This is a genomic window from Pseudomonas orientalis (assembly GCF_002934065.1).
GTDB lineage: Bacteria > Pseudomonadota > Gammaproteobacteria > Pseudomonadales > Pseudomonadaceae > Aquipseudomonas > Aquipseudomonas orientalis_A.
Genome location: NZ_CP018049.1, coordinates 1,747,713 through 1,760,728, shown reverse-complemented (window position 1 = coordinate 1,760,728; position 13,016 = coordinate 1,747,713). Strand labels below are relative to the sequence as shown.

Annotated in this window: 15 protein-coding genes; 8 read left to right on the top strand and 7 right to left on the bottom strand. The window is 57.6% G+C overall.

The features are described from left to right. Nucleotides 1-223 precede the first annotated feature (223 nt). The 4 genes from BOP93_RS07945 to BOP93_RS07930 all read left to right on the top strand — a co-directional run bounded on the left by BOP93_RS07945 (nt 224) and on the right by BOP93_RS07930 (nt 3,390). The gene (locus tag BOP93_RS07945; RefSeq protein WP_104502174.1) at nt 224-1,048 is read left to right on the top strand and encodes an aspartyl/asparaginyl beta-hydroxylase domain-containing protein; all 825 of its coding nucleotides are present in this window, start codon (nt 224-226) and stop codon (nt 1,046-1,048) included. 149 nt (nt 1,049-1,197) lie between these two features. Continuing rightward, nucleotides 1,198-2,571: a nucleotide 5'-monophosphate nucleosidase PpnN gene (ppnN, locus tag BOP93_RS07940; protein WP_104502173.1), complete on the top strand. Its 1,374-nt coding sequence runs from the start codon at nt 1,198-1,200 to the stop codon at nt 2,569-2,571. Nucleotides 2,572-2,740: 169 nt separating this feature from the next. After that, on the top strand, nt 2,741-2,998 hold the full coding sequence (locus tag BOP93_RS07935; protein WP_104502172.1) for an AbrB/MazE/SpoVT family DNA-binding domain-containing protein: 258 nt from the start codon (nt 2,741-2,743) through the stop codon (nt 2,996-2,998). Next, nucleotides 2,995-3,390, top strand: a complete 396-nt coding sequence (locus BOP93_RS07930) for a PIN domain-containing protein (protein ID WP_104502171.1) — start codon at nt 2,995-2,997, stop codon at nt 3,388-3,390. The genes BOP93_RS07935 and BOP93_RS07930 overlap by 4 nt, the downstream gene beginning before the upstream one ends. Before the next feature lie 28 nt (nt 3,391-3,418). Here the strand turns inward: BOP93_RS07930 and BOP93_RS07925 are convergent, their stop codons facing one another. Both BOP93_RS07925 and BOP93_RS07920 read right to left on the bottom strand, forming a co-directional pair. Next, nucleotides 3,419-3,748, bottom strand: a complete 330-nt coding sequence (locus BOP93_RS07925; RefSeq protein WP_065886379.1) for a YXWGXW repeat-containing protein — start codon at nt 3,746-3,748, stop codon at nt 3,419-3,421. Between the two features lie 132 nt (nt 3,749-3,880). After that, the gene (locus BOP93_RS07920) at nt 3,881-4,780 is read right to left on the bottom strand and encodes a DMT family transporter (RefSeq protein ID WP_104502170.1); all 900 of its coding nucleotides are present in this window, start codon (nt 4,778-4,780) and stop codon (nt 3,881-3,883) included. A 99-nt stretch (nt 4,781-4,879) separates the two neighbouring features. Between BOP93_RS07920 and BOP93_RS07915 the strand changes: the two genes are divergently transcribed. Then, the gene (locus BOP93_RS07915) at nt 4,880-5,716 is read left to right on the top strand and encodes a LysR family transcriptional regulator (RefSeq protein WP_104502169.1); all 837 of its coding nucleotides are present in this window, start codon (nt 4,880-4,882) and stop codon (nt 5,714-5,716) included. Nucleotides 5,717-5,779: 63 nt separating this feature from the next. On the opposite strand, the gene mqo is transcribed toward BOP93_RS07915, so the two are convergent. After that, complete coding sequence (gene mqo / locus BOP93_RS07910; RefSeq protein WP_065886373.1) at nt 5,780-7,426, bottom strand: malate dehydrogenase (quinone); 1,647 nt, start codon at nt 7,424-7,426, stop codon at nt 5,780-5,782. 425 nt (nt 7,427-7,851) lie between these two features. Here mqo and BOP93_RS07905 point away from each other — a divergent pair, with 425 nt between their 5' ends. Then, nucleotides 7,852-9,039, top strand: coding sequence for an MFS transporter (locus tag BOP93_RS07905; RefSeq protein WP_104502168.1), 1,188 nt, complete (start codon nt 7,852-7,854; stop codon nt 9,037-9,039). A gap of 100 nt (nt 9,040-9,139) precedes the next feature. On the opposite strand, the gene BOP93_RS07900 is transcribed toward BOP93_RS07905, so the two are convergent. Together BOP93_RS07900 and BOP93_RS07895 are read right to left on the bottom strand one after the other, a co-directional pair. After that, a complete protein-coding gene (locus BOP93_RS07900; protein ID WP_104502167.1) occupies nt 9,140-9,358 on the bottom strand; it encodes a hypothetical protein in 219 nt (72 codons plus the stop codon). A gap of 145 nt (nt 9,359-9,503) precedes the next feature. Then, complete coding sequence (locus tag BOP93_RS07895; protein WP_104502166.1) at nt 9,504-9,869, bottom strand: DUF6124 family protein; 366 nt, start codon at nt 9,867-9,869, stop codon at nt 9,504-9,506. Between the two features lie 305 nt (nt 9,870-10,174). Here BOP93_RS07895 and BOP93_RS07890 point away from each other — a divergent pair, with 305 nt between their 5' ends. Continuing rightward, a complete protein-coding gene (locus BOP93_RS07890) occupies nt 10,175-11,071 on the top strand; it encodes a hypothetical protein (RefSeq protein ID WP_104502165.1) in 897 nt (298 codons plus the stop codon). A 148-nt stretch (nt 11,072-11,219) separates the two neighbouring features. On the opposite strand, the gene BOP93_RS07885 is transcribed toward BOP93_RS07890, so the two are convergent. Both BOP93_RS07885 and BOP93_RS28110 read right to left on the bottom strand, forming a co-directional pair. Beyond that, complete coding sequence (locus tag BOP93_RS07885; protein WP_065893551.1) at nt 11,220-11,528, bottom strand: BrnA antitoxin family protein; 309 nt, start codon at nt 11,526-11,528, stop codon at nt 11,220-11,222. Continuing rightward, complete coding sequence (locus BOP93_RS28110) at nt 11,506-11,781, bottom strand: BrnT family toxin (protein WP_065893550.1); 276 nt, start codon at nt 11,779-11,781, stop codon at nt 11,506-11,508. The genes BOP93_RS07885 and BOP93_RS28110 overlap by 23 nt, the downstream gene beginning before the upstream one ends. 172 nt (nt 11,782-11,953) lie before the next feature. Here BOP93_RS28110 and dusA point away from each other — a divergent pair, with 172 nt between their 5' ends. After that, complete coding sequence (gene dusA, locus BOP93_RS07875; protein ID WP_104502164.1) at nt 11,954-12,940, top strand: tRNA dihydrouridine(20/20a) synthase DusA; 987 nt, start codon at nt 11,954-11,956, stop codon at nt 12,938-12,940. The last annotated feature ends 76 nt before the right edge of the window (nt 12,941-13,016 follow it).

The following is a 13,016-nucleotide window of genomic DNA, read 5'->3' as shown; positions in this document are numbered from 1 at the left end:
TCAATCGTACCGGTCTATGACGTCCGAAAATCCGAAGCGTCACGATAGTCGCAAATCTTGCGTTCTCAAAATTCAATCCACAAGGCGCCGGCCTGGCCTGGCAACCGTTACAAATTTTGAGAGGACTTAACAATTTCACTCCATTTAAAAACGCCTGTACGCGCCATAAAGCCTTATCATGACGATATTGTTTCAATATGTTTCATATCTGGAGCCAGGTTACATGAGCAAAAATGCGGTTGGCAAAAAGCTGATATCCCTCGCCTGGGCGCTCGGCGTTCTGCTGTTTATCGAGGTTTTTCCGCATATCAGCCTGGTTTTCCTGCTGCTGGTGCTGTGCTGCGGCGTTTATGACTTCTTGCGCAATGGCCTGTACGACCGCGACACCATCAAGAAATATTTCGTCGGCAACGGTCGCAACACCTGGATCCTGGCGCCGTTCAACACCCTGTTCGACCTGTTGAGCAGGCGCAACCGACATGTCTACACGATGCAAGACCTGCCGCCCGCCTGGCGCGAGGACCTGCAACAGGTGATCGATGACGCCATGGCCCGCAAGGAAGAAATCATCGGTTACCTGGACGCACGCATGGCCGAGAAGAAACGCGGCATGCTGTTTTTCCAGTGGTACGGCCGCCCCATCGAAACCGCCCTGGATATCCCGCAACTGCGCAAGAAACTGCCCTACGTGAAGACCATCGGCGTGTCGGTGTTCAACGAGAATCGCTCGACGTCGTTCCACTTCGGCCCCCTGCGCATGATGTTCCGCGTGCTCTACAACATGGCGCCGGCGCCGCACCACGAAGGCGTGTATATCCAAGTGGGCAAGTACAAGCACTACTGGCACGACGACCCGCTGTTTATCTTCGATGACACGCTGATGCATGCGTCTTTCAACAAAAACGATGCGAAACGTTACTGCCTGTTCATTGATATCGTGCGGCCCACCCGGGTGCCCTCGGTGCTTAACGCCGTGATCGCGGGCTTTGCCGGCCTGGTGTTTACCCTGCGTCGGGTTTTCTACAAAAACTGGAAGCTGATCCAGTAAGTTCTGCGGCATGATGGTGCTGGACGGTATTTGCGCTCGGCCTTGCGCCTGAGGTAAATAACCGTCTCGTGCGACCGTATACGGCGCCCATCATTCTCAAGCCACCGCGCCTGTCGTGGATGCGGTGGCTGTGCTTTCAAGGAATCAGAATGCCCCAACGTCAAGTCATCAATGCCTCCGTCAGCCCCAAGGGCAGCCTCGAAACCCTGTCCCAACGTGAAGTCCAGCAACTCAGTGAAGCCGGCAGCGGCAGCGTCTACGCCCTGTTTCGCCAATGCGCCCTGGCGATCCTGAATACCGGCGCGCATATCGACAACGCCAAGACCATCCTCGACGCCTACAAAGATTTTGAAGTGCGCATCCATCAGCAGGACCGCGGCGTACGCCTGGAACTGCTCAACGCCCCGGCCGATGCCTTCGTCGATGGCGAGATGATCGCCAGCACCCGCGAAATGCTGTTCAGCGCCTTGCGTGACATCGTCTATACCGAGAACGAGCTGGACAGCCAGCGCATCGACCTGAGCAACTCCCAGGGCATCACCGACTACGTGTTCCACCTGCTGCGCAACGCCCGTACGCTGCGCGCGGGTGTCGAGCCGAAGATCGTGGTGTGCTGGGGTGGCCACTCGATCAACACCGAAGAATACAAATACACCAAGAAAGTCGGGCACGAACTGGGCCTGCGCAGTCTTGACGTATGCACCGGCTGCGGCCCCGGCGTCATGAAAGGGCCGATGAAAGGCGCGACCATTTCCCACGCCAAACAACGCATCACCGGTGGCCGCTACCTGGGCTTGACCGAGCCGGGCATCATTGCCGCCGAAGCACCCAACCCGATCGTCAACGAGCTGGTGATCCTGCCGGACATCGAGAAACGCCTGGAAGCTTTCGTGCGTGTCGGCCACGGCATCATCATCTTCCCCGGCGGCGCCGGCACCGCCGAGGAATTCCTCTACCTGCTGGGCATCCTGATGCACCCGGACAACCGCGACCTGCCGTTCCCGGTGGTGCTGACCGGGCCCAAGCATGCGGCCCCTTACCTGGAACAACTGCACGCGTTCGTCGGCGCTACCCTCGGCGAAGCGGCGCAGAAGCATTATCAGATCATCATCGACGATCCGGCCGAAGTCGCGCGCCAGATGACCACAGGTCTCAAGGCGGTCAAACAGTTCCGTCGCGAGCGCAACGACGCGTTCCACTTCAACTGGCTGTTGAAGATCGACGAAGGTTTCCAGCGTCCCTTCGACCCGACCCACGAAAACATGGCCAGTCTGCAACTGAGTCATGCGCTGCCGCCCCATGAACTGGCAGCGAACCTACGTCGCGCGTTCTCGGGAATCGTGGCAGGTAACGTGAAGGACAACGGTATTCGCCTGATTGAAGAAAACGGCCCGTACGAAATTCACGGCGACCCGGCGATCATGAAACCGCTGGACGAGCTGCTCAAAGCGTTTGTCGCCCAGCACCGCATGAAGCTGCCGGGCAGCGCGGCCTATGTGCCGTGCTATCGCGTGGTGCAGTGAACGGGCGCGGTCGGTCATAGTTTGTATCGGTTTGGCCCATGGCCGAAGGTGTGGGAATCGAGAGTCCGGTCTAGGGTTTCAGTACCGACTCACCCCCACCTTCGAGCAACCTATGGACCAACGGATATTGTCCTCCATCATTCCTTACCCTAAGGTAAGGAATATCACGATGGAGAGCTTCACTATGGCGACCGCCACACTGACTTCAAAAGGGCAAATCACCATCCCCGTCCAGGTGAGGACAGCCCTCGGCCTGGAAACAGGCGACCGGGTGGAATTCGTCGAAATGGAAGACGGCAAGTTTTCCATGATCGCCGCCAGTAAAACCGTCACCGACCTCAAGGGACTGATCACCAAGCCTGCCACTGCTGTGTCCATCGAGGACATGAACCAGGCCATCGCGGCCCGGGGAGCAAACGCCAGATGATCGGCCTGGATACCAACGTGCTGGTGCGCTACGTCACCCAGGACGAGCCCATGCAGTCAGCCAAGGCGTCCAGACTGATCGAATCACTCACCGCCGCATCACCGGGTTTTGTCAGCCTGGTGACCGTTGTGGAGTTGGTGTGGGTCCTGCAGTCCTGCTATGCGTCGGCCAAAAGCGATGTGGTGATGGTGCTGGAAACCCTGCTGCACACTCGCGAGCTCACGGTTGAGCACGCGGATATCATCTGGCAGGCCCTGCGCAAGTTCGTGGCAAACACCGCAGACTTTGCCGACTGTCTGATCGAACGCTGCGCCCACGCGGCGGGTTGCGAGTACACCGCCACCTTCGACCTGAATGCGGTCAAGGCGACGGGTATGAAACGTATCGGCTAGGCCGTCTTTTGCAGGAGAGGACGCTCGGTCAACGAATCCAGCCACCGACCTGCCAGTGATACCCGTCATTGCGCTGTACCCAATGCGGATGCACATAGCGATAACCCTCGCGCACCGGCTCCCAGTGGCCGTGCACCGCCACATAGCGCCCGCCTTGCCAGCGCCAGTAACCGCGTGACCAGATATAACCTTCGCGTACCGGTGGTTCGACTTCGATCACCTGTACGGGCGGCGGCTGCGGTGCAACAACTTCTACATACTCATGTTGTACCGGTCTGCGCTCATGCACGACACGCTCTTGCACACACCCGGATGCTGCGACGACTACCGCCGCCATTGCCGCATAACGTAGCAACATACAAAACCCTCGGGCCTAATCGCCCCGCACCTGTATCAGTAAGAAATCCTCCTTTGTTGCAACCAGGCCTCCTGCTTGGGCATGGTTTATTTTTAACAGGAGATGTCTGTCAGATTGCTGAACCCACCGGCCTCAAGACGTGCACTCGACGGTCGGTCGCTTCAGGCGTAATAAAACCAGCCCGGCAATGACCACGACGATGCCAGCGTAGGTCGAGGCATGAATCCTGTCGCCGAACATCAACGCCGCCCATACGAGGGTGACCGGAGGCTCCAGGTAGACCAACGCGGCAACCTGGGTGGCCGTCATCACACGCAGCAGTTGCCACAGGCTTAAGTAAGCGGCAAAGGTGGAAAACACCGTCAACCACGCAATCGAAACCAGTACGTCGGTGTCATGGGGAATGCTCAAGGTATCGGTGTACAACACAGCGCCGGTGAAACCGATCAGGCTCAGCAGCGATTGGATAAACAGCGGTATGAGCAAACCGACATTCTCGCTCTGCACCGAACGACGTTCGTACAGCGTCGCCAGGGTCAGCCCCAGCGCCGAGACCAGTGGCAGCCCATACATGGCCAGGCCTACCTCGGTTGCGCTATTGCTGTACTGCCCGGCGATCACAATTGCCACACCGGCAAAGCTGATCACGAGCCCCACCCATTGCCAACCGCCGCTGCGCTCGGTGGCGCTGCCCGTCGACAATGCTGCGGTCATCAACGGCTGCATCGCCGCGATGATTGCCGCAATGCCTGGCGGCAAACCGTTCTGGATCGCCACATAGAGGCAACTCAGGTACAGAAACTGCGACAGGCAACCGATCACCGCGTAGTGGCGGATCTGCGCCCATGAAACCTTCAACAGCCTGACGTTCAGGAACAGCCCCAGGCACAGCGATACCATCAGGAATCGCCAGAACAGCAGGTTGAACGCACCGCCTTCCTGAGTGCCGAGCTTGGCGCCGATATAGCCCGAACTCCATGACAGGACAAACGCCCCTTGCAACAGCAGCAATCCCAGGGTTGATCGCTTCATGCAGCCCTCCAGCCTTAGTCGATTGACTTCAAGGCTAGGGACAGGAGACTCTTCTGTATATTTGAATAACCTGCACCATCAATCCGTAGAAGTCGAACCATGGCCAGACAACTGAATATCGATCTACTGCGTACGTTTCATGCCGTCGCGCGCTTTGGTCGCTTCAACGAAGCCGCCGAACATGTGCACCGCAGCGCTTCCACCGTAACCACGCAGATTCAGAAACTGGAAGACCAGGTCGGCCAGCGCCTGTTCAGCCGCAGCAACCAGGGCGTGGACCTGACGCTGTACGGCAGAAAACTGCTGGACGAAACCAGCGAATTTCTCAAAAGCCACGATCGCCTTCTGATCGCCCTGATGCCCCAGCGCATGCAGGGCAAGATCCGCCTGGGTGTGCCCGACACTTACGCGCCCGCCTTCATCCAGGCATTTGTGCCACGACTGATAACCGACAATCCGCTGCTGGAGCTGGAAATCGAAGCGCGCACCAGTGGCGAACTGCTGAGTCTGTTCACGGCAAACCAACTGGACCTGGCAATCACCGTCAGCGCACGGCCGCTGGCACAGGGTGAGCGCCTGGGCTCAGTGCAACCACTATGGGTGGCAGCCGAGCAGTTCAGTTCTCCGCCAAACGCGCCGCTGCCCATCACCGTGCCCATCGCAGGTTGCCCGTATCGAGCGGCGGCGTTACAGGCGCTGAAAGATCACGGGGTTTACCATCGCGTACTGCTGGAAAGCCCCAACTCATCGGCGGTAGAGGCTTGCGTGCGCAGCGGCGTGGCCGTGGGCCTGATGGAGGAAAGCCGCATGGGCGAAGGGCTGAGACACATCACGCAACTGCCGGCCCTCCCCGCCCAGCATCTGTATCTGCTGTGCGACACCGCTAATGCACTGGCGCTGCATCTGTACGAGCAAGTCAGGCACTTCAGGGTCTGAACGCCGCACACAAAAAAGCCCGCTGACCGTCACCGGTTCAGCGGGCTTTTGCTTAAGCCTTACTTACAGCGCCAGATCAGACGCCGGCTTGCTCGGCTCAGCCGCAGGCTTGGCAGCCTCGGTGGCCTGTGGAGCAGCCAGTTGCGGGATCGCTGGCGGTGGCGTCAGTTGCAGCACACCGGCCGTGTAGGCCCATTCCTTGGCAACCGCTTCAGGGCTTTCGTTCAGCTTGGTGCCGTAGCTTGGCACGATCTGGTGCAGTTTTTCCTGCCAGGCCGGGCTTGCTACCTTGTCCTTGAAGACTTTTTGCAGCACGGTCAGCATGATCGGCGCTGCGGTCGACGCGCCTGGCGATGCACCCAACAGGCCGGCAATGGAGTTGTCGGCGGAGCTGACCACTTCGGTACCGAGTTTCAGGACGCCGCCCTGCTCTTCGTCACGCTTGATGATCTGCACACGCTGGCCGGCTTGCCACAGGCGCCAGTCCGATTGCTTGGCGTTCGGGAAGTATTCCTGCAGCGCCTTGAAGCGGTCGTCATCGGACAGCATCAGTTGGCCGGCGAGGTACTCGACCAGTGGGTATTCACGAATACCGACCTTGGTCATCGGCCAGATGTTGTGGGTGGTGGTGCTGGTCAGCAGGTCCAGGTACGAGCCTTCCTTGAGGAACTTGGTCGAGAAGGTGGCGAATGGGCCAAACAGGATCACGCGCTTGCCGTCCAGCACGCGGGTGTCCAGGTGCGGAACCGACATCGGTGGCGAACCTACCGAAGCCTTGCCGTAGGCCTTGGCCAGGTGCTGCTCGGCGACGGTTGGGTTATCGGTCACCAGGAACGAGCCGCCAACCGGGAAGCCGGCGTATTCCTTGGCTTCAGGAATGCCAGACTTTTGCAGCAGGTGCAGGGCACCGCCGCCGGCGCCGATGAACACGAACTTGGCGTCAGTTTCAGTCTTGGTGCCGTCTTTGAGATTTTTGTAGCTCACACGCCACGAACCGTCGTCGTTGCGGGTGATGTCCTGCACTTCGCTCGACAGTTTCAGGTCGAACTTGGGGGTGGTTTGCAGGTGGGCAACGAACTGGCGGGTGATCTCGCCAAAGTTCACGTCGGTGCCGATCGGGCTCCAGGTGGCCGCGATTTTCTGGTTGGGGTCACGCCCTTCCATCATCAGCGGGACCCACTTGGCGATCTGCGCCGGGTCTTCGGAGTACTGCATGCCGGCGAACAGCGGGCTCGCCTTCAGCGCTTCGTAACGCTTTTTCAGGAACTTGATGTTGTCATCGCCCCACACAAAGCTCATGTGCGGAGTGGAGTTGATGAACGAACGCGGGTTCTTCAACACGCCCTGCTGGACTTGCCAGGACCAGAACTGACGGGAGATCTGGAACGCTTCGTTGATCTCGACCGCTTTAGGGATCTCAACGTTGCCGTTCTTGTCTTCCGGGGTGTAGTTCAGCTCGGCCAGGGCCGAGTGACCGGTACCGGCGTTGTTCCAGCCGTTGGAGCTTTCTTCGGCCACGCCATCAAGGCGCTCGACCATCTCCATCGACCAGTCCGGTTCCAGCTCATTGAGCCAGACACCCAGGGTCGCACTCATGATGCCGCCGCCGATCAGCAGCACATCGACTTTCTTTGCCTCTTCCGCGTGAACGGACGTGATCCCCATCGACAAAGCCAGCCCCAGCAGGGCAGTGTTTACTTTTTTAAACATCAGTAGCACCTATGATAAAACGCCATCCGCCCTACCGCCCCTGATTGTTCAAGGCTGCAGGGTGGGCACACAAGGCCGATGGATCGACCTCACTGTTATGTCCCTTCTGCGCTGACTTCTTATCATTATTGGCTTCAGCTACCTGGGCGACAACCAACCGCTGGGACGTATACGGGTGTACGCACCAAGGAAAGCCTAGACCAGGACGGCGCGCAGAATATCACGCCAAACAGCGTTTATGCGCCGTTTGGCCGATTGACACCGCTAAATCGCAGCTTTTATCGCGCCAGTGTCAAGACTGCCAACCGCGACCTGGGGTCACAGGGCCGGAACTCTCGTGCTTGCGGCTGTTCTAGACACCTTCACAGTCGCCTGCGTAGCATCGGCGATTGTCTTTCGTGCACCTCATCCAAACAGAGCGATCCATGTCTATCCAGCAAACAACCGGGCACCTGTTGCCCGCGCGCAGCGCCGCCAAAATGGAAGCCGCGATGGCCGTGGGCGCGTTCGCCATCGGCACCGGCGAATTCGCCATCATGGGCCTGATGCCCGACATCGCCCAGAACCTGGGCTTGAGCGAACCGCAAGTCGGCCACGCCATCAGCGCATACGCCCTCGGCGTGATGGTCGGCGCCCCACTGCTGGCCATCCTCGGCGCCAAGCTGCTGCGCAAACACATGCTGCTGTTGCTGATGGGCCTCTACGCCCTGGGCAACTTCGCCACCGCCTTCACCCCCACCTTCGGTTCGCTGGTGGCCTTCCGCTTTATCAGCGGCCTGCCCCACGGCGCCTACTTCGGCATCGCCGCCGTGGTCGCCTCCAGCATGGTGCCCACCGACAAACGCGCCGGCGCCGTGGCCCGCGTCATGATGGGCCTGACCCTGGCCATGCTGCTGGGCAACCCCATCGCCACCTTCCTCGGCCAACACCTGGGCTGGCGCTCGGCGTTCGCCCTGGTCAGCGTGATCGCCCTGCTCACCATCGCCCTGGTCTGGCAATTCGTGCCACACCGCCACGACGAAGAACGCAGCGACCCGCGCAAAGAACTGCGCGCCTTCACCAAACCTCAAGTCTGGATGGCCCTGTCCATCGGCGCGATCGGCTTCGCCGGCATGTTCTGCGTATTCAGCTACCTGGCGCCGACCATGCTGGAAGTGACCAAAGTGTCGCCGCAGTGGATTCCGTTTGGCCTGGCAGCATTTGGCGTGGGCGGCATCATCGGCAACATTGCCGGCGGCAAACTGTTTGATCGCCTGCAGTTTCGGGCAGTGGGTTGGATCATGGTGTGGTCGATGGCCGTGCTGATTTTCTTCACCTTCGCTGCCAGCTCACTGTGGAGCGTACTGCTGGGCATCGGCCTGGTCGGCACCATGATCGCCATGGCCGCGCCGCTGCAAATCCGCCTGATGGACATCGCCCACGAAGCCCCAAGCCTCGCGGCGGCGTCCAACCATGCGGCGTTCAACCTGGCGAATGCGCTGGGCCCTTGGCTTGGCGGCATGGCGATTACGGCCGGGCTCGGCTGGACCAGCACCGGCTACATCGGCGCCGTAACGGCCCTCATCGGCCTGGGCCTTTACCTCATCGCCCGCCGCATGAAGGGCGGCAACTAACACCCACAATCTTGCCCCCACCACAGTTCCAATGTGGGAGGGGGCTTGCCCCCGATAGCAATGGATCAGTCAACACACCACTGACTGACCCACCACCCCATCAATCATCATGCAACAACCCCGCCCCATACTCCCCATAACTACTCCCCAGCCCGCTGCCACCAAAATTCATCTTGGCGGCTTTGCTGGGGCTGTGGTCCCCAAACGCCTGGCATCCACCTGAAAAGCACGGGTCACTGCTCACGGCGGGTGAAGATGAACAGGCGCTCAACAGCAACGTGCCGGTGATCATTGCGACTTTGACGAGGTTTGAAATCATGGTTGCAGTTCCCTGTGAGCTGGAGGCGCTGGGGTCCTCGCTTGCAGGGATCGTAGACCTCAACGGCGCAGGGAATTATGAAACTTTGCTGGGGGACAGGATGGGTTCAGGTTGCCGCCTTGGCGTAAGGCGGCGGGGTTGGTTGTCAGGCTTTGACTGGTTTGCTAACAGGCGCAATTTGCTCCTGGGCTCGGTCAACGAGTAGCGAACTCAACTCGATCAACTGCTGAATGCCCAGGGCGATGGCGCGCTGGGAGTCGTCGAGGTCGAACGCCAAGGTGGCGGCCATTTCGTTGGCGGATGCTAGATTTTCGGCGGCGTTGGCCAGGAGGGTTTCGGGGTCGAGGGTTGGGTTGACGAGGAAGAGGTTGTCGATTGGGCGTTCGACGGGGGCAGTATCGTCGGATGACGGCAAGTGATGGTTGATTGCTCGCTGGGCTGCGGCTTGAAGCTTGGGATCGGCGGAAGATGCGCTTTGATCAAGTGAAGAACTGCGTGTGTTGTAGTGCATGGGCGAAACTCCAAATATTTATGGGAGTTAAAACGCCTTAGCAGTTCGGACTTCCACCTCCGGCCGCTGGGTTTGCAGCGGCTCGAGGAGGTTAGCTATGAGAGGTCTGACGAGCAAGCCGATAACTAGGTGGGAAAAATCCTAAAAGCAACCAACCAGTTCGCAACGAAGCTTAGTGCTCCTCCTAAATTCACAATTAGTGGGATTAAATCGCTATTAATCACCACAAGCTTCTCGAATTGCCAAAACAATGGAAAGATGTCAAAATGACATCAAATTTTCCGCACAAATTAATCCGGTGACTCATGGAAGAAAAAAACAATCTACCCAGCATCCACTATCGATACGTGATTTTGATTCTTCTCGCAATATCAGTATTTTTAATGACAGACAGATGGACTGAAAGAGGCGATTTCACACAATATTTGAGCAACGCCGCAACCATGACTTCGTTACTACTGGGTGTAGTAGCCATTTTCTATTCATTTATATCAAACAGCAATATGTCCAACAGTCTCGGAAGCATAAGTGAAGTATCTAAAGACGTGGGAAAAGTGGGCGAGAAAATTGCCGAGTACCACCAAAACTCAGGAGAATTAATTGTAGCTGGCGCGAAAAGCGCTCAAGCATTCGAAGAGGTCTCAAGGGAGATAACAGGTAACCTCCAAAACTTTCATGTTTTATTAAAAGACATGGACAGCAAAAACATTGCAATGCGCGCACTAATGGAGGGTATTCCAAGTAAGTTCAGCCAACTCGAGGCAAGATTCAACCAAGTTGCTGACAGCGTTGAAAAACAGAAACAGGTGGCGGCCCCTCCCGGACAAGCTAATCAATGGAACTTAACCATGTTCGTGTCAAGATCGGGAGATGCTGAAAACTTCATTACCTACGCGTGCATTCTTCATGCCGAGCAAGATAAAATCTTGGATGTTCAGAAGGTATGTGAAATTTTAGAATTTGGAAATGCAGCTGTTCTCAACTCATTTATCCGATGCCTTGACTCAGCGGATTTAATAACCCTTATAACATCTGAAACAGGCAATATGACATATCATGTCTCCACAGATACCGATGTAAAGGCAGACGACTACGCAGAACTAATAGTTGAAGACATAAAAAAGCACCACACCAATAAAAAAGCTGAGGAGCTGTTTAAATCACTTGACAACCTCAAAGATTATGCCTTTCAGCGAAATTAAAATATCACTTACCACCTTTCTCTTAGGCAATATCAAACAAGAGCAGAAACGGAACAAATATATTTACAGCTCGTCGAGAAAACTTATTAGTATGCAAAAAAAAGCCGCCTTACCGGCGGCTAATTGTTTTGGGAACGATCTCTGGCGACTACGCCTTCAGCTCATCTGGCGTATGCGTCTTGAGCCAATCAGCCAAGGCTGCGTTCATTCGCGTTTGCCAGCCCGGCCCAGAAGCCCTGAATTTCTCCAGCACCTCAGCATCAAAACGAACATTCACGTGCTCTTTAGTCGCTTCCGACTTTGGTCGGCCACGCTTTGGCTTGAGCATTTCCTTCGCCTGAGCGTTGCCAAACAACCCAACAAGCACTTCGCTGGCTGGTTTGGCCTTGGCAAAATCCTCGGCCGACCATTCGGGGTTTGCCGTATCGACCATTTCAGGACTGGGTTTCTTGGTCATAATTTTTGACCTCCCGTTTGTTGGCTTTACGAAAGCTGATAACGTGGACCGCGTCACCCCGTGGGGTAAACACTACGACATGCAGCCGACCCCCTATGTACCCCATCGCCCGATAACGACACTCGCCGTAGTCAAATCGATCATCCTGCAGGATCAAGGCCGTGGACCACTCAAAGTCTCGCACCAGCGCAAATGGGAGACTACGCTCTGAAACGTTGCGAGCGTCTTTGGCTGGATCATAGGTAATCTGCATAAATTATCGTAGCCACAATAAATAGCCAACACAAGGTTTACGTCAAAACCCTAACCGGCATGCGCTCCAGGTGTCACTGGAGATTAAGTAACTAGCCGTGAGAACCCGCTGAGTACCTGACAAGCATCCCTGATAAACTGCTCGCCTTTCCGCCCGCTAGCTCAGACCCCCAATGCCCCTACAATCCGCTCCTCTCTCCCGCCGCTTCTCCGTGGCCCCCATGATGGACTGGACCGACCGCCACTGCCGGTTCTTCCTACGCCTGCTCTCCAAACACGCCCTGCTCTACACCGAGATGGTCACCACCGGTGCGATCCTCCATGGCGACCACGAGCGCTTCCTGCGCCACAACGAAGCCGAGCACCCGCTGGCCCTCCAACTGGGCGGCAGCGTCCCCGCCGACCTGGCCGCCTGCGCCCGTATGGCCGAAGCCGCCGGTTACGACGAAGTGAACCTGAACGTCGGCTGCCCCAGCGACCGGGTGCAGAACAACATGATCGGCGCGATCCTGATGGCTCATCCTGCCCTGGTGGCGGACTGTGTGAAGGCGATGCGCGATGCGGTGTCGATTCCGGTGACGGTGAAGCACCGTATCGGCATCAATGGGCGGGACAGTTATGCCGAGTTGTGTGATTTCGTCGGGACGGTGAAGGACGCCGGTTGTACCAGTTTTACCGTACATGCGCGGATTGCGATTCTGGAGGGGTTGTCGCCCAAGGAGAACCGCGACATTCCGCCGTTGCGCTATGACGTGGCGGCGCAGTTGAAGCGGGACTTTCCGGCGTTGGAGATCAATCTTAACGGTGGAATCAAGACGTTGGAGCAGTGCGAGGAGCATTTGCAGACGTTTGATGGGGTGATGTTGGGGCGGGAGGCTTATCACAATCCGTATCTGTTGGCGGAGGTGGATCAGCGGTTGTTTGGCAGTGAGGCGCCGGTGATCCGCCGATCGGAGGCGTTGGCGCAGTTGCGGCCTTATATCGCTGAGCATTTGGCCAGTGGTGGGACGATGCATCACATTACTCGGCATGTGTTGGGGTTGGGCACCGGGTTTCCGGGGGCGCGCAAGTTCAGGCAGTTGTTGTCGGTGGATATTCATAAGGCGGCGGATCCGTTGGCGTTGTTGGATCAGGCGGGGGAATTGTTGGAGGGGCGGTGAGTGGGTAGCTTGCCGGGGGGTCAGTTAGCTGTGGGTTGACTGATACATTGCTATCGGGGGCAAGCCCCCTCCCACA